Annotated in this window: 11 protein-coding genes; 2 read left to right on the top strand and 9 right to left on the bottom strand. The window is 56.1% G+C overall.

The window, feature by feature from the left end; translation table 11 throughout:
- Nucleotides 1-305: 305 nt before the first annotated feature.
- The 6 genes from C162_RS13120 to C162_RS13095 all read right to left on the bottom strand — a co-directional run bounded on the left by C162_RS13120 (nt 306) and on the right by C162_RS13095 (nt 10602).
- On the bottom strand, nt 306-1322 hold the full coding sequence (locus C162_RS13120) for a glycosidase (protein WP_036694909.1): 1017 nt from the start codon (nt 1320-1322) through the stop codon (nt 306-308).
- Nucleotides 1323-1540: 218 nt separating this feature from the next.
- Nucleotides 1541-4711 (bottom strand): alpha-mannosidase, encoded by a 3171-nt coding sequence (locus C162_RS13115; RefSeq protein ID WP_036694908.1) that lies wholly within the window; start codon nt 4709-4711, stop codon nt 1541-1543.
- Nucleotides 4712-4714: 3 nt separating this feature from the next.
- The gene (locus tag C162_RS13110; protein ID WP_036694944.1) at nt 4715-7018 is read right to left on the bottom strand and encodes a glycoside hydrolase family 3 N-terminal domain-containing protein; all 2304 of its coding nucleotides are present in this window, start codon (nt 7016-7018) and stop codon (nt 4715-4717) included.
- 93 nt (nt 7019-7111) lie between these two features.
- A complete protein-coding gene (locus C162_RS13105) occupies nt 7112-8722 on the bottom strand; it encodes an extracellular solute-binding protein (RefSeq protein ID WP_036694907.1) in 1611 nt (536 codons plus the stop codon).
- Nucleotides 8723-8759: 37 nt separating this feature from the next.
- Nucleotides 8760-9671 (bottom strand): carbohydrate ABC transporter permease, encoded by a 912-nt coding sequence (locus C162_RS13100; RefSeq protein ID WP_036694906.1) that lies wholly within the window; start codon nt 9669-9671, stop codon nt 8760-8762.
- 16 nt (nt 9672-9687) lie between these two features.
- Nucleotides 9688-10602, bottom strand: coding sequence for an ABC transporter permease (locus tag C162_RS13095; RefSeq protein ID WP_051493448.1), 915 nt, complete (start codon nt 10600-10602; stop codon nt 9688-9690).
- A gap of 356 nt (nt 10603-10958) precedes the next feature.
- On the opposite strand from C162_RS13095, the gene C162_RS13090 reads away from it, so the two are divergent.
- Nucleotides 10959-13727 carry an alpha-mannosidase gene (locus C162_RS13090; RefSeq protein WP_036694905.1) on the top strand — a complete coding sequence of 923 codons (2769 nt, stop codon included), beginning with the start codon at nt 10959-10961 and terminating at the stop codon, nt 13725-13727.
- Between the two features lie 27 nt (nt 13728-13754).
- Nucleotides 13755-15035: a glycoside hydrolase family 125 protein gene (locus tag C162_RS13085; protein ID WP_051493447.1), complete on the top strand. Its 1281-nt coding sequence runs from the start codon at nt 13755-13757 to the stop codon at nt 15033-15035.
- A gap of 1200 nt (nt 15036-16235) precedes the next feature.
- Here the strand turns inward: C162_RS13085 and deoC are convergent.
- From deoC to C162_RS13065, 3 genes are all read right to left on the bottom strand, one after another.
- Nucleotides 16236-16913 (bottom strand): deoxyribose-phosphate aldolase, encoded by a 678-nt coding sequence (gene deoC, locus C162_RS13075; RefSeq protein WP_036694901.1) that lies wholly within the window; start codon nt 16911-16913, stop codon nt 16236-16238.
- 151 nt (nt 16914-17064) lie between these two features.
- The gene (locus C162_RS13070) at nt 17065-18822 is read right to left on the bottom strand and encodes a methyl-accepting chemotaxis protein (protein WP_036694900.1); all 1758 of its coding nucleotides are present in this window, start codon (nt 18820-18822) and stop codon (nt 17065-17067) included.
- 211 nt (nt 18823-19033) lie between these two features.
- On the bottom strand, nt 19034-20488 hold the full coding sequence (locus tag C162_RS13065) for a SulP family inorganic anion transporter (RefSeq protein WP_442792435.1): 1455 nt from the start codon (nt 20486-20488) through the stop codon (nt 19034-19036).
- Between the last annotated feature and the right edge of the window lie 37 nt (nt 20489-20525).

Raw genomic sequence — 20525 nt, 5'->3', positions numbered from 1 at the left:
TAATGCAACATTTTACTCATCCTATGGGCCCGAACGCATAATTGTTGTACAAAAGGCAGGATTCCATCTTTATCGGGCAGCGTGGCAGGTTTATTCCTGCATTCTATGCAACATTCCTCCCGCAAAGCTCGCTATCTGTGAACCGGGGCTGCAAAATGTGCAACATTTATATCACCAGCAGCTATGCAGGTGATTCGCCACTTCGCCATTTGCGGGACGAATCACGCAGCCTGCCTCACCAGTGCTTGGGTTACTCCGCTTCGCGGGGCGATTATCTGGTACTCCGCTTGGCGGCGGCTTCCTGGCTACTCCGCTTCGTTCAGAATATGCTCCACCAATTCATCCAGCGGCACCGTGGCGAGCGCGATCGCTGTGTCGGTTACCCCGTAGTAGATATAGAGCAGGCCGTCCTTGACCACATTGCCGGTCGGGAAGATGACATTCGGAATCTGGAAGCCAAATTTCTCGTAATACGTCTCCGGCTCCATAATGAAGTTATGGGTCCGGGCAATGATTTTCTCCGGCTGCTCCAGATCCAGCAGCATCGCCCCTACACGGTAGACGATCTCTTCATCGACACCGTGATAGAGCACCAGCCAGCCCTTGTCTGTACGGATTGGAGGCGTTGAGCCGCCGATCTTCCGCGACTCCCAGGACAGGTTCCCGGCGGCGGCGAGCAGCTTGGGCTCTTCCCAATTCACGAGATCCTCGGAATAGGTAATCCACATAGCAGCTTTTTCCGTCCCGTAAGCTTCGCCCACATATTCTTCGGGGCGGCGGAGCAGCACGAATTTGCCGTTTATTTTCTCAGGGAACAGGATGTTGTCCCGGTCATTGATGTCGAGCGGTGTGGTATCCGCCACGAACTCCCAGTCCAGCAAATTGGTTGACTTCAGAATCGAGGAGCGGGTCAGCCAGTGGCCCTCCTCTTCCCCCCAGCCGTCCGGGTATTTGGGAATGGAGCGCTCAGGGACGCCGGCCCCGGTAGGATAATAGCTCATGGCGCAGGGACGCAGGGCGTAGTTGAGGTAGAAGGTTCCATCGATCTTCACAATACGCGGGTCCTGCACGCTGCCGTACGGAAAGCCCAGCATATCCGGGGTAACAATCGGCTCATCCTTCACATGGGTGAAGTTCACTCCGTCCTCACTCTCCAGCAAGCCCAGATAGTTCTTGCAGGGAGTCAGGGAACCGGCGGTGCGCTCGATCATATAGAACTTGCCGTTATCGATGATGACCGCCGGGTTGAACACGGTCACCTTGCGCCACTCATAGCCGCCCGGGACGACAATCGGATTATTGGGATGTCTTGTAATTTGCATGTCTATTCCTCCTGCGAATGATGTTCGTGGTATATAAGAAGCACTTAGGCTTTGAACTTGAAGCTTGATCGTCACTGCGGTGAACATTTGGACTTCCGGCCGCTGTTGTCAACAGATTTCTAGATTTAATCCGCTTTTCAGCGGTTGAAATCCGTTGACAAAGGCGGACGCTACCGCTCCTACAGTTCCAAATTTCCCCTCCGCTTCTCTGCTTTCTGTTAATTACTTTCGTGCTTCTTATATAACTTAAGCGTCTGTACCTCATAGGGTCTGAAGGACAGCGGGATGACGCCGCCGGCGGTCTCCACGGAGCTGGTCGTGCTCTCCAGCAGATTGACGCGGCAGGCGCGGACGTCCTTGTCCTTCCAATCCAGCACAGCCGATTCTCTGCTGCCCGCCGCTTCATACAGCCGGATAATCGTGCCGCTGCCGTCCTCTGCCTGCTTGATTGTATCGAGCATGACATGATGGCTCTGGAAGGCAAGCCAGGCATGGGTGCTTGGATATTGGCCGGAATGTGCGGCTTCGCTGACCGCCAGCAGCGGTTCATTCAGCTCTGCTGCTTCCCGTACCACATCGGCCTGCCGCCATTCTCCGCTATGCGGATACAGCGAATAGGTGAATTCATGCTCCCCCTGGTCGGCATAACGGTCCGGCCAGCGCGGGGAGCGCAGCAGCGAGAGCCGCAGCACTCCGTCATGAATGTCATAGCCGTATTTGCAGTCGTTCAGTAGGCTCACGCCATAGCCGCCCTCGGACAGATCGGCCCAGCGGTGCCCGCAGACCTCGAATTGCGCCTGCTCCCAGCTGGTGTTGCGGTGGGTCGGGCGCTCCAGCGCGCCGAACGGAATCTCATAGGTAGCCTTCGCGGCCACAATGTCCACCGGAAAAGCAACCTTCAGCAGCTTATGCTGCTCCCTCCAGCTTACGCGGGTACGGAAATCCACCCTGCGGCTGTTCCGGGGCAGGACGATCTCCTGCTCAATCAGCGATTCATGCAGCTGCCAGCGGAACTTCAGCACGGTCTGCACAGGGCCGCTGGTGAGCACCCGGCAGTCCAGCAGCTTCGCCTTGCCCGCAGGCTGCTGCTCATAACGCGGATCTATATCCCAGGCATCCCACAGCGGCGGGGTGTCATGGTAGAACTGAAGCTGGTTCCCGGTTTGGCCGGGCTGGAGCAGCTCGCGGCCCGCGCTTTTGTCAAACCAGCGGCTGATTTCGCCGTACTTATTGAATGTGAGGATGTAATGGTCGGTCTCCCACTCTTCCGGGAAAGCTTCCCCGATGACGGAAGCACCCGGCGGCTCAGGCCATGCTCCGGCCGGCTCCTCCGCCTCCCGCAGCCAGATCGTCCGGCAGCCGAAGGCCGGAACCTTGCGGACCTGCACAGCCAGCGTGTAACTATCCCCGCCAGCCTCCGTGTTCCAGTATTCGCTCGGCAGCAGACCGTCCTCGTCGAATACCTGCACCGCAGCCAGCTCAGAACCGCCCTCCAGCCGGAGCAGCTCCGTACGCTCCCAGCCCAGGCTGTTGAAGACCACATAGGGACGGCCTTCGCCCAATGTATTCACTTCAGCCGTCAGAGCATGCAGGGAGCGGTCCAGCGCCTGCCCGCCCAGACGGAAGATCTCCGCGTATTCCTCCCGCGAGGTCGTATACACCTCCGGGATCGAAGTCCCCGGAATGATGTCATGGAACTGGTTGAGCAGCAGCAGCTTCCAGCCCTCGGCCAGCTCCCCTGAGGGCAGCCGCTGCACCTCCGGCTGATCCGGCTGCTCCAGATCCAGAGCACCGTCCTTCTCCGCCAGCACACTCCAAATCTCCGCCTGCCGGTACAAAATCTCCGCCTTGCGGTTGCTGCACTTATTGAAGGCATGGGTCGTGAAGGTCCCCCGGTGCAGCTCCAGATAGAGATCGCCGTGCCACGCCGGAAGCTCCGGCTGGCGCGCGCCGATCTCCGAGAAGAAGGCTTCCGCCGTCGAGAATTCGCTAACCGGCTGGCCCGGCGCAAGATCGGTGCGGCTCACATATTCCAGCATCTCGTGGGTGACCCCGCCTCCGCCGTCGCCGTGTCCGTAGAGCAGCATCAGCTCATCATGCGCTTCCTTCTGGGCGTTGGCCTGCCAATGCTCCTGCACATCCTTCGGATGCGTATGCTCGTTCACCCCATGGTTCTGATAGGCCACAATCCTCGTCCCGTCAATGCCGACCCAATGGAATAAGGTATGCGGGAAGGGATTGGTATCATTCCAGCCCAGCTTGGTGGTCATGAAATAATCGATACCCGCCTGCTTCAGCAGCTGCGGCAGAGAGGCGCAATAGCCGAAGGTATCCGGCAGCCATTCAATCGTGGACTGCTTGCCGAATTCCTTCATATAGAAGTCCTGGCCGTACAGCATCTGCCGGACCAGCGACTCCCCGCCGGGAATGTTCAGATCCGGCTCCACCCACATACCTCCGACCAGCTCCCACCGGCCTTCGGCAATCCGCTCCTTGATCCGCCCGTACAGCTCGGGATAATGCTCTTTGGCGAAGGCATAGAGCTGGGGCTGGCTCTGGGAGTACCGGAAGTCCGGGTACTTGTCCATCAGAGTGCAGACGGTGGAGAAGGTCCTGCTGACCTTGCGCACCGTCTCCCGGACCGGCCACAGCCAGGCCACATCAATATGCGACTGGCCTACCATATGCATCGTTCCCGGGTGCAGTCCCGCCGCCCGGTCCGCCGAAGCAGCAGCCCGTAACTGCTGTTCCGCCGCAGTTACGGCCCCGCCGTCCAGCAGCAGCTCCTCCTTCATATAGAGCGTGTCCATCACCCGCTCCAGCGCCTTAAGGCTGCGGAGGCGGCGCATGTCTCCCTCCGGCAGCAGGAGGGCCGCTTCGTGTACGATTCGCACCGTATGCAGCAGGCTGTATACCGGACGATTGACGCGCACCAGCTTGATTTCAATACCCGTCAGCGGCGGCTTGATCACCGCCTGGCGGTTCAGCGGGTCCTCCGGCTCCGGTACCGGATCATACAGCTCGATGTCCAGCTCCAGGCGCTCGCCCGCAGCGCCGGACGGCAGCGGAATGAACCAGTGATTGCTGTCCAGGCCATGGTACGGCGCTCCGCCCAGCTTCAGCAGACCTTCCCCGCGTCCCAGATAGAGCAGCGCCGCCTCTTCCGGTGCCCAGTCTCCCGGCACCGCGATCTCCCGGTGAAGGAAATAGGTGGTTCCATACCCGCCATCCAGCCGGGAAACATTGTACTCCCGATGCAGCTCCTCCTCATGCTCATAGCAGCCGGGAGTGCGGTAGCGGGACCTCCGCATAGTCCATTCCGCAAGCTCTATCTTCTCAGCCCATTGCCGCTTGTCCAGCCATCCGGCGAACCGGTCCATACGCTTCATAGCTTAGCCCTCCTCTCTGACTTGGAGCGGCGCGCTCAGGTACTCTGCGGAGTGCGGGCCGGCCATCACTGTGAATTCTCCCGGCTCGACGATCCGCGTCAGATCTGCCGATACATACTCCAGCTCCTCCCGGCCTACACGGAACGTCACCGTCTGCGTGTCTCCCGGCTGAAGGCTGATCTTGCGGAAGCCCTTCAGCTGCTTCTCGGGCCGGGTAATGGAAGAGGCCAGGTCGGAAATATACAGCTGGACCACCTCGCTGCACGCCCGGTCACCGCTGTTAGTTACATCCACGGAGACAAGCGCTTCTTCATCCGCAGAGATTACAGGAGGCTCCACCTTCAGGTTGCTGTATCCGAATTCAGTGAAGCTAAGACCATAGCCGAAGGGATATTCAGCGTGAAAATCCGTCTCCAGATACCGTTTGCCTCTCGTCCGCCGCTTATAGTAGTACACGGGCAGCTGGCCGACATGCTTCGGGATGCTGATCGTCAGCCGCCCGGAAGGGTTCACCTCGCCGAACAGAATGTCAGCAATTGCATGTCCGCCCTCCTGGCCCGGGTACCACGCCTCCAGAATGGCGTCCGCGTGCTCTACAATCCAAGGCTCGGCAATCGGGCGGCCGTTGATATAGACCACAATCAGCGGCTTGCCCAGCTTGTGGATCTCCTGCGCTAACTCCAGTTGCACGCCCATCAGATTCAGCGTGGACCGGTCGATGCCCTCGCCGCATTCCATGTCGCTCCAGGAATGCTCCGTCACAACAGAAGCGCCGGTGAGCAAATCAATCGTCCCCTCACCGAAATCTCTGGCGCTGGAGCCGCCGATCGCCAGCACCACCGCATCGGCTTCGGCCGCACAGGCCAGCGCAGGGGTGAAGCCTTCCCGGGAATCGCCCTTGATCCGGCAGCCGGGTGCGTACAGGACCTTGTCCGCTCCACCGCCCAGCGCCTGCCGGATACCGTCCAGCACGGTGATAATCGCGCCTGCGGGCTGCGGCGAGGTATAGTCGCCAAGCTGGTTGTACGGGGCATCCGCATTGGGGCCGATCACAGCAAGCTTACGGATCTCCTTACTTAGCGGCAGCACTGCGTTCTCATTCTTCAGCATGATGATGCTCTCACCGGCAATCCGCCGGGCCAGCTCGCGGTGCTCCGGCTTGCCGATGATGCTCTCCGCCTGCTCAGGATCGGCATAGGGGCGGTCGAACAGCCCAAGCTTGAACTTCAACTCCAGAATCCGTGCCGCCGCACGCTCCAGATCGGATTCCTGCAGCCGCCCGTGCGTGGTAGCAGCCGCGATATGCTGCTCGAACATCTCGCCCGACATCTCCATATCGATGCCCGCCAGCAGTGCCTGCGCTACAGCTGTTTCTCCGCTATTTGCGGTGTTATGACCATTCGTCAGCATGCCCAGCGCTCCGCAGTCCGTGATCACGAAGCCTTCGAAGCCCCACTCTTCCCGCAGCACATCCTGCAAAAGATAACGGTTCGTCGTACACGGCACGCCGTCAATCTCGTTGTAAGCTGTCATAATGGACAGCGCACCGGCCTCTACCGCCTTACGGAACGGCAACAGATCAACCTCATGCAGCTCGCGCAATCCCATATGCACGGGCGCGGAGTTCCGCCCGCCTTCCGAGCTGCCGTAGGCGGCGAAGTGCTTCAGGGTGGCAAGCACGGAATCCTCCGCGTCCAGCCGTTCTCCCTGCAAGCCCTTCACGGCCTCCACACCCATAGTCGCAATCAGGAACGGATCTTCGCCGAAGGTCTCCTCCGTCCGGCCCCAGCGCGGATCACGCACCACATCCAGCACCGGCGAGTAGGTCGCCGCTCCGCCCTGGCTGCGGGTCTCAAGCGCTACCACCCGGCACATCTCCCGGTACAGCTCCGGGTTCCACATGCTGCCCAGTGCAAGCGGCACCGGAAATACAGTGGCTCCGATCGCCATATGCCCGTGGGAGCATTCTTCGCCGAACAGAATCGGAATGCCAAGCCGGCTCTCCTTCATCGCATAAGCCTGAATGGCATTAACGGCCTCCGCCCCCTCCTTCGGGGACAGGCCGGTCTCCAGCGTGACTCCGGTCCACGGGTCGGCACGCAGCGTCCCGTACAGGGAGCCGACGCCTCCGGTAGCAACCTGGCGCTTGAAGGCTTCCGTCATGCCTGTGGTTCCGTCCGCGTGCTTCTCATAGCACTGCCAGCCGAAAGGCTGGACTAATTGTCCAGCCTTCTCTCCAAGTGTCATGCGCTGCAGCAGGTCCTGTACCCGATCCGCCACAGTCCGCGTTTTATCCTTATAGATCATTTTTACAGCACCTTTCTGCATTAGTCATTCTGCCGCTCACTCTCGGCACTTCAGAGAATGAAAGTTCGAAGAAAATGGATAGCGCCTGAGGAATTAGTTAGTCTTCCAGCGGTCATACGCAGCCTGGTTGATCTCGGCTACACGCTCTCCGCCCATCTTCTTGACAGTTGCGACATAGTTGTCCCAGCCGGTCAGCGGCTCGGCACCAGTGATGAACTTCGCTTCCATCTGCTTCACATAAGTGCTCAGGTCCGAATTCAGACTGCTGATTTCTGTCTGCTCTTCCACCGTGAGGAACAGGGCCGGGAACGGAATCCGTGCGCCCCGATCCAGCAGCTTCTGCTTGGTCTCCTGCTCTACCCAGAGGTCGAAGTCTGTCTTGAGTCCCTTGTTGATATCATCCATGGACAGGGTTGGGGCAGGAATGCCGTAGTTCGGCGTCAAGGTGGCCCGGAAATCCTCCATCTCCTTGCCGTCCGGTACAGGCAGGTATTGCTTCACACGGTTGTCTTTGTCGGTGTACTCCCAGAGCGTTCCCTCCGGCCCTTTGTTGAAGAACAGGGCACCTTCATAGGAATAGAGGTAATCTACCCAGCGGAGCGAGGCTTCCGGTGCAGGGTTACTGTTCGTAATGGCGAATGCGCCGGTCGTAATTCCTCTGTTCTTGGCAATCGCCGGAGCGGACACCGATTCACTGCGCACAGGGGCGAACATCGGATCTGCCATGGACGGCTCTCCGCCCTTCGTCATATAAGCATGCCAGTCGGAAAAGAGCGCCACGCGGTTATTCTGCGCCTTGGCCTTCTTCTGCTCCGCCGTCTGCGAGAAGCTCTCATGATCCAGCAGCTCCTCGGACCAGAGACGGTTCATATACGTCAGGTACTCCTTATAGCCTTCTTCAAGCGGTGTATAGTGGACCTTGTCCGCATCGTCTACATAGATTTCTTCTTCATAGATGCCAAAAGCGCCCAGCAGCCAGGTACGGATATCGCGGAGGTTCGCAGCCGTTGTCGTCACTGAGGAGATTGGAATCTCATCGGCAGTTCCGTTGCCGTTCGGATCTTCCTCCTTCACGCGCTTCAGGTAGGTGTACAGCTCCTCGGTCGTTTCAGGCAGCTTATCGATATTCAGGGCCTTCAGGAAGTCCCCGTTATACCACATCGGGTTGCGGTACCAGTGCTGGCTCATTTCCACCACCGGCAGGGAGTAGATATGACCGTCCGGAGCGGTAATCGATTTGCGCACATCCGGGTTCTCCGCAAGCAAAGCCTTGAAGTTCGGGGCATATTCTTCGATCAGGTCTTCCAGCGGGATCAGAATGCCCTGTTCGCCGTAATTCATCTGCTCGGCAGTCGTCAGACCGGCAGCGTAGAAAATATCCGGGTAATCGCCGCTGGCGAACACCAGATTCTTTTTGGTATCGAAGCTGTCCTTCGGCGCATTTTTATATTCCATCGTAATCCCGGTCTTCTCCTTCATCTGCTGGAGCACCGGCATGTTCTCCCAGTTCTGAATGCCCACATCCGGCGCCATCATGCTCAGGGTGATCGGCTCACTCACAATCGGGAAGCCCTCCTTGTTCACCGTGGCCTCTCCGGTACCCTTATTCGCGGTGCCTTCATTGGAGCTCCCGCAACCAGCCAGCAGTCCAAGAATCACAGCCGAAGACAGCAGAATATTCCATGGTTTACGTGTGATCTGCATTAATAATTCCTCCCTTAGGTTCATTACATTTTAACCTTTAGCCTTTCACAGAGCCAATCATGACCCCTTGGACAAAATAACGCTGCAGGAACGGGTAGACCGCCACAATCGGCAGTGTCGAGACGACGATGACGCCATATTTGACCAGCGATGCCGTCTCTGCCTTATTATTCATGGCCATAGCTACCTCACCGTTGATCGCAGCGCCTGTGGTCTCAGCTGACATTTCCTGCAGGACCAGGATCTGGCGCAGCACCATCTGCAGCGGATACTTGGCTTCATCGTTCAGATAGATCAGGGACGGGAAATAGCTGTTCCAGTGTCCAACCCCGTAGAACAGGGCCATCACGGCGACAATTGGCGCGGACAGCGGCAGGATAATGCGGATGAACAGCTTCAGATTCGTACAGCCGTCGATGTGGGCCGCTTCTTGTAATTCTTTTGGAATCGTGGACTGGAAAAAGGTGCGGGCGACCACGATGTTCCACACCGATGCGGCCACAGGCAGGATCAACGCCCCCATGCTGTTAATGAGGCCCAGGTTCTTAACCAGCAGGTAGGTCGGCACCAGACCTCCGCTGAAGAACATTGTGAACAGAATGAGACCCATGAACAGCTGGCGTCCGACAAAATCAGACCGGCTGAGCGCATATGCTGCTGGCAGCGTAACCGCCAGATTAAGCAGAGTGCCCACAGCTGTATAGATGATGGTATTGAGATATCCGTTCCAAATCTTCGGGTTCTCGAACACCAGCTTGTAGCCGTCCAGCGTCACATTCTTCGGGAACAGCCACATGGCGCCCGAATTGACATCCTGCGGCGAGCTGATAGACGCGCTGAGGATGTAGATCAGCGGATAGAGGACCACTACCAGTGCAAGGCACAGATAGATGTAGGTGCTGATCAGAAACAGCTTATCTCCCCTGGATTCTTTCATCGCAGTAACCAAAGACTTCAACTCCTTTCTACCAGAGGCTGTTCTCACTGGTGCGTTTGGCAATCCGGTTGACGGTAACGAGCAGTATTACATTGACCACCGAGTTGAACAATCCGACAGCGGTCGAGAAGCTGTATTGGGCGTTCACCAGACCGGCGCGGTACACATAGGTGGATATGATATCGGAGGCTTCCATATTAAGCGAATTCTGCAGCAGCAGGATTTTCTCGAAGCCCAGGCCCAGAATGTTACCCATGTTCAGAATCAGCATGATCGTAATCGTGGGTATAATCGTCGGCAGATTGATATGCAGTACCCGCTTGATCCGGCTGGCTCCATCTACGATGGCCGCTTCATGCAGCTGGGGATCTACGCCGGACAGGGCCGCGAGATAGATAATTGTCCCCCACCCCGTGCTCTGCCAGACGCCTGAGAAGACGTACACCGTCTTGAACCAGGCCGGATCGGTCAGGAACTGTGCGGGCTGGAAGCCCAGGAATTCAATGAACCGGATAATCACTCCGCTGGAGGGCGACAGGAAGGTAATAATCATCCCTGCCATGACGACCACCGAAATGAAATGCGGCGCATAAGTAACTGTCTGGACCGACTTCTTGAACGGGCCGTTGCGGACCTCATTGAAGGCCAGGGCCAGAATGATCGGCAGCGGAAACCCGATGGCAAGCTCATAGAAGCTGATGCTGAACGTGTTCCACAGCAGATCCCAGAAGAAATAAGAATTGAAAAACCGTTGGAAATGGTCGAAGCCTACCCAGTCGCTGCCTGTAATTCCTTTGGAGGGTACGAAGTTCTTGAAGGCAATCTGAATGCCGTACATCGGACCATAATGAAAGATGAAGAAATACAGTAACGCGGGAAGCATGAACAGATAGAGCTCCCAATTCTGCCAGATTCTTTTGCCAAGGGACTTGTTCCCCTTCATTCTCCCACTCCTCTCTATGTTAGTTTTCATTACACATAAATCTGTATCCGCTTCGCATTCTTGCTATGGCCTTTCCTGCTAACGCTTACATCCCAAATTGTAGAGAAACTAAGCTGACATCGTAAATATGTAGGTTGTGCATTGTCATGTTAACGGAGTGTAAAACCGCGCTGCTACGGGACTTACGGGCTGAATACTTCGATGGGCCGCTGCTGGCTTACTGCCGTAAATGTGTGAATTATGAACCCTCCTCCCCCCTGCAAAAGTTACATATTGTGATCCCCCGGCAGGTATGCAAACATTTGCTACGAATGCCATCGCTACAATATCGACTGAAGATATAGGAGGTTTCTGTCATGACCCGTACAACTGCCCACCTGATCTCACACACCCATTGGGACCGGGAATGGTATATGCCTTACGAGCGTCACCATGTGCTGCTGGCGAAGCTGATGAACGAGCTGCTGGAGACGCTGGAGCAGGACGAGCGCTACCGGTATTTCCACCTGGACGGACAGACCATTATTATTGAAGACTATCTGCAGGTTCATCCTGAGCGGAGAGAGCAGCTGGAGCGCTTCATCCGTGAAGGCCGGATTGTTATCGGCCCCTGGTATGTGCTCCAGGATGAATTCCTGACCAGCTCCGAGGCTAATGTGCGCAATCTGCTGATTGGCCATCAGGACGCAGCGAAATATGGCGTCATCTCGAAGCTCGGCTACTTCCCCGATTCCTTCGGCAATATGGGCCAAGCCCCCCAGCTGCTCAAGCAGGCTGACATTGAGACTGCGGTGTTCGGCCGCGGCGTGAAGCCGACGGGCTTCGATAATATGGTGGGCGAGCTGAACAGCACCAGCTACGAATCGCCTTACTCTGAGATGTACTGGGAGTCACCTGATGGCTCGACTGTGCTGGGACTACTGTTTGCGAACTGGTACAGCAATGGCAACGAGGTGCCGGTAGATCTAGAGGAAGCCAAGGTCTTCTGGGGCAAAAAAATCACGGATGCCGGCAAATACGCCTCCACCCCGGAGCTGCTGTTCATGAACGGCTGTGATCATCAGCCGGTGCAGCGTGATCTCGCGGATGCGCTGGAGACGGCCCGGAAGCTGTACCCGGACACAGACTTTGTCCACTCCAGTTTCGAGCAATACCTGAAAGCGCTGGCGCCTTCGCTGCCTGAGGACCTGGTCACCGTGCATGGCGAGCTGCGCAGCCAGCATACGGACGGCTGGGGGACGCTGGTGAATACCGCTTCCGCCCGCGTCTACCTGAAGCAGCTGAACAAGCAGGGCCAGACGCTGCTGGAGAAGGGCGCTGAGCCGCTGGCGGCATTGGCTTACCTGGTCAGCGGACAGGCTTATCCTCATGCCCTGCTGACCTATGCCTGGAAGACCCTGATGCAGAATCACCCGCATGACAGCATCTGCGGCTGCAGTGTGGATGAGGTCCACCGCGAGATGATCAGCCGCTTCGAGAAGAGCCGCCATGTCGGCGAAGTTATTATTGAAGAGAGTCTGAAGGCGGTATCCGCTCAGATCGGAACCCGGAATGTAGCGGCCTGGGGCGAATCTGCCCTGCCAGTGACGGTCTTCAATACTACCGGCTGGGAACGCAGCGGAACAGTAAGCATGGAGGTCATCATCGCCAAGCGTTACTTCAAGGAAGGGCCAAATCCGGCGGCGATTGCCGAAGCGCTGGATCAGCTTCCGCTTGACCTGGAGGGCGGTCGGCTAGTGGACTCCGAAGGGCAGATCGTGGCTTGCCGGGCGGAGGATCTGGGCACCCGGTTCGGTTATGAGCTGCCGGACGATCAGTTCCGCAAGCCTTATATGGCCCGGATGGTCCGGCTGACCTTCGAGGCCATGCATGTACCACCGCTTGGTTACAGCACCTACGCCTGGACGGGGGCGCTGGACGATGCATCCGCTGGAGCTGCCGGTGCTGCTGATGCGGGTCCGCTTAAGCTGCTGGAACGGGGGATGGAGAATGGCTTCCTGGCCGTCCAGATCCGCGAGGACGGTTCTTACGATGTGGCCGACAAGCGGACAGGCCGCAGCTTCACCGGACTCGGCGTCTATGAGAATTGCGGCGATATCGGCAATGAATATGTGTTCCGCCAGCCCGAGGGCGATGCTGCACTGACGACCAAGGGACTCGCTGCCCGGATCTCGCTTGCCGAACATGAGCCTTACCGAATCACCTATGAAATCGTGCATGAATGGACGATTCCCGCTTCCGCCGATGCTTCGTTCGAGGACGAGAAGCGCAGAATGGTGCCGTTCCGGCAGCGCAAGGCCGGACGCTCTGCGGAGCAGACTCCGCTGCGGATTGTAACCCGGATCAGCCTGGAGGCCGGCGGGACCGGCGTTCAGGTCTCGGCCGCGTTCAATAATCAGGCTAAGGATCACCGGCTGCGTGTGCTTTTCCCTACCGGGCTGGCGGCGTCCACCCTGCGGGCCGACTCGATCTTCGAAGCTGCTGAACGTGAGATCGAGCCGGCTGCGGACTGGATCAATCCGAGCAATGCCCAGCACCAGCAGGCTTATGTCAGTGTGTCGGATGGCAGCGCCGGACTACTGGTAGCCAATAAAGGGCTGAACGAATACGAGGTGCTGCGGGACGGCAGCAATGCAATTGCCGTTACCCTGCTGCGCAGCGTATCGGAGCTGGGGGACTGGGGCGTGTTCCCTACACCGGAAGCCCAGTGTCTTGGTGAGCAGACGGTGGAGTTCGCGGTCTGTCCCTTTGCCGGGGATACGGACTGGACGGAGGCCTGCTCCTGGGCCTATCAGTACCAGGTACCTTGGTTCACGGTCCAGACCGGCTGGCAGGAGGGTTCCCTCCCTGCGGTCTATCAGCCGCTGGAATGGCAGGGCCGCACTTTGGCGCTGTCCGCCTTCAAAATGTCCGCAGACCATGAGGACCTCATTCTACGCTGGTACAACCTGGCGGGAGCAGAGCAGGAGCTCGCGCTTACGCCGCATTTTCCCGTGAAGGCCATCCATGCCAGTGATATTCTGGAACGGCGCAAACAGCAGGAAGCCCTGGAAGCAGGCACTCTACGCCACTCTGTCGGTAAAGCTCAAATTGTCACCTATGCTCTAAAATCCGCACAATCCTAAATTCACTATGCCAGGAGGAATTACATCATGAATCTGCCAGCTTCCATTACCGCCTATCTGAATGAGGCCGATGAACGGCTTGCGCATCACCCGAAACTGCAGCAGTTGTTCCGCAACTGCTTCCCGAACACACTGGAGACTACAACCAAGCTGCTGGAGGACGGCACGACCTTCGTGTTCACCGGCGATATTCCGGCCATGTGGCTGCGCGATTCGACGGAGCAGGTGCGGCACTATATTCCTTTTGCCAAGCATGACCCTGAATTGCAGCGGATTCTCCGCGGCCTGATTGCCCGCCAGATGTTCTATGTGAATATTGATCCGTACACCAACGCCTTCAACGAGACGGCAAGCGACAAGCATTACCGCGATACGGACGACTGTAACCTGAACCCGTGGATGTGGGAACGCAAATATGAGCTGGACTCCCTCTGCTTCGTCGTTCAGCTGGCTTATATGTACTGGAAGGAAGCGGAGCAGACCGATATCTTCGATGCTGCCTGCTATCAGGCGCTGACCTCGATTGTGAACACGATTGAGACCGAGCAGCGCCACGGGGAGAAGTCCCCGTACCACTTCGTCCGCCAGACGCTGAAAGATACCGAGACCTTGCAGAATGACGGCCGGGGAATGCCGGTCAACTATACGGGGATGAGCTGGTCGGGCTTCCGCCCAAGCGATGATAGCTGCGAATTCGGCTACAACATTCCTTCGAATATGTTCGCTGTGGTTATTCTGGGATATATTGGCGAGATGGCAACTGAGGTATATAAGGATGAGCGGCTGGCAGCCAGAGCGGCGAAGCTCCGCAAAGATATCGACTTCGGCATCCGTACCTACGGCATCGTAACCCATCCGAAATACGGCAGAATCTACGCCTATGAGACAGATGGCTACGGCAACTACTCACTGATGGACGATGCCGGAACCCCGGGGCTGATCTCTATTCCTTATATTGGGTATGTTGGCGTGGAGGATGAGATCTATCAGAATACCCGCCGGTTCGCGCTCAGCTTCGACAACCCGTTCTATTTCGAGGGCAAGCACGCCAAGGGCATCGGCAGTCCGCATACGCCGGGCGGTTATGTGTGGCATATGGCGCTATCCATGCAGGCACTGACGGCGGATAACGATGAGGAGATCAAGGAGCTGATCGATATGCTGATCCGGACCGATGCCGATACCGGCTATATGCACGAAGGCTTCCACCCGGATGATCCGGCTGACTTCTCGCGCGAGTGGTTCGCCTGGTCCAACAGCCTGTTCGCCACGCTGATCGGCAAGGCAATGGATAAGGGGCTGGTCTAGGGGGTAGCGGGAAATCAAACAGAACTTTCGGTTTTGCCCACTAATAGAGGAGCTAATACTAGCAATCTGCAGAATAAAATCCCCCTGCGGTAAATAATACTGGTGTCTTATCACTTTCTGGTGGCATATCCAGCCATTTCTCTCTCACCGATCAGTTATATAGAGAGCATTGTTGCATGTTTTGCAGGATTCTTCTACAACTTTTACTGATTGTAGTAGAGTGTTGCATTATTTGCACAAATTTCAGTACAGAGAGCAAGTTAGCGCTGACTTTGTTGTATTTCGTACAGGTTTTCGGTACAGACCGCTTCTATTGGGCAGTATTGCTGCACTTTTTGCAGGATTTCTCTAAAAATGTTCCTGGCTGGGGAACATGCGGCTTATACGTCATCCCAGCAGCGCCCCTTGTATTCTGTTTTACGCATATATTTGGCCCACGTACAATAAAAAAAACAAGGACCTGCTAAAACCCACAGTGTCCTTGTTTTTTCATACCGTCAAAAGCCAGTTGACATTAGCCAAGGCTACATAATTCATTCCCTGGAAATCAACCTTCAATAATGCCTACTGCCTTGCCCCTCAACCATAGATCATTCATAAAATTGTCCACCTAGAGTATGTATGGAAGTGGAGTGAGGTGATTAATTATGCTAAAGCTGAATAGTATCAGTTGTATGTATGCTTTATTATTATTTATTGAATTGCAATTAATGGGGAATGTAAATAGATTGAGTAGGACAACTGGTTTAGATTTCGTTTTTACAAATAGATTGGTCTCAATTTTTAATATAATATTTTTTATATTAGGTACGGCTTTCTTCATTTTTTATACCAACAAGCATTTTAAAGCATCTAAATTAAATTATTTCACGGCAATTTTATGGTTGCCATACTTCGCCATTTTCGTATTTGTTTTTACCACAATATGGCCAAATGTTAATCCTGCTGAAATGGTTCCTCCAGTGCATGGACTCCTTGCTATTGGTGCTATGGTTATATATCCTTTTTATATAACTTTTATTAATTTGTTAAGTACTCTTAAATACAATTAATTTATGTAGTGGAACGGCAGCACTCATTTGATCATTAATAGTTGGAGGAAATCCACCTTCCCTACTTCCCACAAGCAGAAAACGGCTGAGGCTCCCTTGAACTCAAGGAGGCCTCAGCCGTTTCTGTGTGTATTTAGCTTACTTCGGCTTAGTAGCCGCTCTGGCTCTGCTCGCCCTTGGCAATCGCTACGCCGCCGCTGGTTCCGATCCGGCTGGCGCCTGCGCCGATCATCACGAGGGCGTCTTCCGCGCTGCGTACACCGCCGGAGGCCTTCACGCCGATCTCAGGGCCTACCGTTGCCCGCATCAGGGCGATATCTTCCTTCGTTGCCCCGCCGGTCGAGAAGCCGGTCGAAGTCTTCACGAAGTCTGCGCCCGCTTCTACAGCAAGCTTGCAGGCACGGACCTTCTCCTCTTCAGTCAGCAGGCAGGCCTCAATAATGACCTTGGTCAGCGCTTTGCCGCGCGCGGCTTCGACTACTGCAACCATATCGCGCTTCACTAGTTCGTCATTGCCATCCTTTAGTGCGCCGATATTAATGACCATATCCACCTCACCGGCACCGTTCGCAATGGCATCCTTCGTCTCAAAAGCCTTCGACTCAGGCGTCGATGCCCCCAGCGGGAAGCCGATTACTGTACATACCTTCACTTCCGGTGTATCCTTCAGCACGGCATGCGCCGTGGCGACCCATGCCGGATTCACACACACAGAGGCGAATTTGTAGGCTTTTGCCTCTTCAGCAAGCTTGATAATATCATCTTTACGGGCATCTGCCTTCAGCAGCGTATGATCAATAATCCCGGATATTGTAGTTTCACTCATGTTCAATTCCTCCATATAATCGGTAATAGATGTTCACATCCCTTGTAATCATACCAATAGTCGGACACTTTTGAAAGCTGGAGGGTATAACATCTGCTAATCCTGTATCCAATCCGGGCAGTATAGATCACACCTACCGTCCCCTATCTCCCTATACATTCACCTGCCGGATGGCCTCCCGCAGATCGCCCGTACTCGCGCTGACGCTCAGCGAAGCCTCATAGACTTCTTTGATACGCGCCAATTGCAGATCGGTCAGCTCACGGATCTCCCGGGTCTGCTCCGAGACCTCTCCGGCAATATCGGCCATACTGCCCACCGCTGCCGCAACCTCCTCCGAGCCAGCGGAGAGCTGCTCCGCTGTCGCCGACACATCAACGATCTGTCCGGCCACCTCCCGGAAGGCGGCGGAGGCCTCCAGCAGAGCAGCCTCCGCTTCGGCTGACATCCGCACCCCTTCCTTCACTTCAGCGGACGCTTCCGTCATCTGAACCCCGATGCTCGCCGAAGCCTGGCTGATATGCAACAGCAGCTCAGCCACCCGCTCGGCCGAGGCTGCGGAACCTTCTGCCAGCTTGCGCACTTCACCGGCTACGACAGTGAATCCCCTGCCGTGCTCCCCCGCACGTGCCGCTTCAATCGAGGCATTCAGCGCAAGCAGCTTTGTCTGATCCGCAGACTCCCTGATCGCAGCCAGCGCGCCCTCAATCTCATCGGTATAGCCTTGCAGCTTCAGCACGATATCCAGCGTCTCCCCGGTAGATACGGAGATCGACTTCATCTGCTGGTTCGTATGGTTCATGGCCGTCTGGGACGCCTCTGCAATGTCCAGCGCCTTGACTGCGAATTCCGAGACCGCAGCCGAGGCCTCCGAAATACGCGAGATGCCCAGCGCCATCTCATCCATAGCCACAGCGCTGCTCTGTGCGCCTTCCGTCTGCGAGTTAGCACCGGCATAGATATCGCTGATTCTGCCGCTCACCGTCTCACTCATCTTCAGCACATCATCGGCATTCCTGGCGAAGGTCTCGGAGGAGCCGTAGAGGCTGTCGGATGCGGTAGACACCCCGGATACCATCCCCTTCACTCTGGCATTCAGATCCCCCGACATCTGGAGCATTGCCTGATAAGCCCTGCCAATCTCATCCCGGGAGGTGACCGGACGGGCATGCAGGATGCGGGCAGCCCCGGCGAGATCCCCTTCGGCCAGCGTGCCCGCGCTCTCTGTAATCGTCACCAGCGGACGCAAGGACCGGGAGACGAACCATGCCAGCACCGCGAGTGCGCCCAGAGACAGCGCTAGAATAATACTATAGAGCGGCAGGCTCTCAATCAGGACATCACGGGTCAGCGTACTCAGTACAGCAACATCCGTATCAATGCCCAGCGCCCCGACCAGCTTCCCAGTGGTGTCCTTCATTGGAACGAATGCCGAGATATAATCCCCGTATTCGGGATTACTGATCAGCGGCGTGCTGGCATTCTCTCCGGCAAGTACAGCCGTAACTGCGGCCGCTGGCATATCGGTACTCTCATTAATCCCCGAAGCCAGCGGGTCTCCCTCCGGCCTGCCGTCAATCATCAGCTGCGGCTGGCGGGCATCATCAATCCGCACAAAATATACATAACGGGCACCAATCGACTTCCGGAACTGATCCAGTTCATGGCGGAGCAACCAATACAGGTCCGACTCCTGCGGATCGGCCAGGAATTCACTGTAGCGCCCGGCATCAATCTGCGTCACATAATGGCTGGCAATACTCATGTTGTAGCTGCTGATCGTCCCTTTAACCGCTGATCCGGTGTTCACCCACTGAATGGCAGCATTGCCTGCTGTAATGCAGAGAATCACTAAAGTCATAACACAGAGAATACGGGCAATCAGTCTGGTTCGGATAAAAGAAAACATGGAGGCCTTCCCTTTCGCGCATCACAATTGCGTAGTTATAGTAGGGCCATCCGAAGAAGCAATGACAAATGTCCCTCTACCGGAAAATTTCGACAAACTTTTCAAAAACCCTTTTCCTAAGGGGGTACAAACGATAAATTTTGAACCATTCAAAAAAAAGGCTGCTTCTGAAGCCCAATCGCTCCAAAAACAGCCTTCTGTCCTTGATCCGTCAATGTCCGCCCGAAGACGACAATCCAACCCGCTGCACCAGCCGGGCACTTTCTTCATTTAGACCCGTGAGAGTGACCTTAGTACCTAGTGCCGCGTATTTGTCCATCGTCTTGGCAATAGCCCCCACCGCCGACTGATCCCACACATGGGAACGGCTGAAATCGATAATGACCTGCGCCGGATCACTGTCATACATGAATTCATTCACGAAATGGCTCGTGGTTCCGAAGAACAGCTGGCCCGATACCCGATAAGTCGTTACAGAGGCCGTAGTATGAACACTCAGCTGGAGGGAAGCGATTTTCCAGGCAAAAGACAAAGCACTCAGCAGCACGCCGAACAGCACGCCGATCGACAGGTTATCGGTAGCTACTACTGTAACCACAGTGACCACCATGACCAGGGCATCGCTTAGCGGAACTCTCCGCAAGGAGGTCAGGGACTTCCATTCGAAGGTGCTGATGCAGACCATAATCATTACACCGACCAGTGCACCCATAGGAATCTTCTTAACGACATCACCCAACACAAGAATCAGGAACAATAGGAAGATCCCGGAGACAAAAGTGGACAAGCGTGTCCGTCCGCCCGATTTCATATTGACCATCGACTGGCCGATCATCGCGCAGCCCGCCATGCCTCCGAAGAAGCCGGTCACAATGTTGGCTAGCCCCTGCCCCTTCGCTTCCCGGTTCTTATCGCTGCCGGTGCCCGTGATATCATCAATCAGCGTGGCCGTCATCAGCGATTCCAGTAATCCGACTACCGCGAGAGAGAGCGAATACGGCAGAATAATCAGCAGCGCATCCAGCGTCAAGGGAAGGCTCGGCAGATGGAATACCGGCAGTGCCGAAGTAATAGTCCCCATATCGCCCACGGTTCTAACATCCAGCCCCAGCATAATGCTGAGTACCGAGACTACGACAATGGCGACCAGCGCTGACGGCACCGCCTTGGTGATCCGGGGAACCGTATAGATAATGACCAGCGTAAGAGCCACCAATGCATACATGATCCAGCCCTGCCCCTCAAAATGCACCAGCTGAGCCATAAAGATCAGAATCGCCAGCGCGTTGACAAAGCCCGTCATGACCGGCTGCGGCAGGAAGGTGATGAACCGGCCCAGCTTCAGCAGTCCCATCACAATCTGCAGGATGCCAGCCAGCACCGTAGCCGCGAACAGATACTCAATGCCGTGCGACAACACCAGGCTGCCGACCAGGAGCGCCATCGCTCCTGTCGCCGCCGAGATCATCCCCGGCCGCCCGCCGGCGAAGGCTGTTACAATAGCGATACAGAAGGAGGCGTACAAACCAACCATCGGGCTTACGCCAGCAAGGATGGAGAAAGCAATCGCTTCAGGAATTAAGGCAATAGCCACGGTCATGCCCGATAAAATATCACTCCGTGTGTTGGAGAACCAACCGTTGTTGTATGAGACGATTTGCTTCAAAATTCCAGTTCCTCCTAGTGCCTGAATTTACCCTATT

Origin of the sequence: Paenibacillus sp. FSL R7-269, from assembly GCF_000517865.1 — a bacterium.
GTDB lineage: Bacteria > Bacillota > Bacilli > Paenibacillales > Paenibacillaceae > Paenibacillus_AQ.
Note: the sequence above shows the minus strand (reverse complement) of the source record. Positions and strands in the feature narration are given on the sequence as shown.

Excerpts from the sequence above, each read along its gene's own strand:
- C162_RS13070 (WP_036694900.1), bottom strand. The coding sequence starts at position 18,822 with ATGTTTTCTTTTATCCGAACCAGACTGATTGCCCGTATTCTCTGTGTT.
- C162_RS13090 (WP_036694905.1), top strand. The coding sequence starts at position 10,959 with ATGACCCGTACAACTGCCCACCTGATCTCACACACCCATTGGGACCGG.
- C162_RS13120 (WP_036694909.1), bottom strand. The coding sequence starts at position 1,322 with ATGCAAATTACAAGACATCCCAATAATCCGATTGTCGTCCCGGGCGGC.
- C162_RS13095 (WP_051493448.1), bottom strand. The coding sequence starts at position 10,602 with ATGAAGGGGAACAAGTCCCTTGGCAAAAGAATCTGGCAGAATTGGGAG.
- C162_RS13110 (WP_036694944.1), bottom strand. The coding sequence starts at position 7,018 with ATGATCTATAAGGATAAAACGCGGACTGTGGCGGATCGGGTACAGGAC.
- C162_RS13105 (WP_036694907.1), bottom strand. The coding sequence starts at position 8,722 with ATGCAGATCACACGTAAACCATGGAATATTCTGCTGTCTTCGGCTGTG.
- C162_RS13115 (WP_036694908.1), bottom strand. The coding sequence starts at position 4,711 with ATGAAGCGTATGGACCGGTTCGCCGGATGGCTGGACAAGCGGCAATGG.
- deoC (WP_036694901.1), bottom strand. The coding sequence starts at position 16,913 with ATGAGTGAAACTACAATATCCGGGATTATTGATCATACGCTGCTGAAG.
- C162_RS13085 (WP_051493447.1), top strand. The coding sequence starts at position 13,755 with ATGAATCTGCCAGCTTCCATTACCGCCTATCTGAATGAGGCCGATGAA.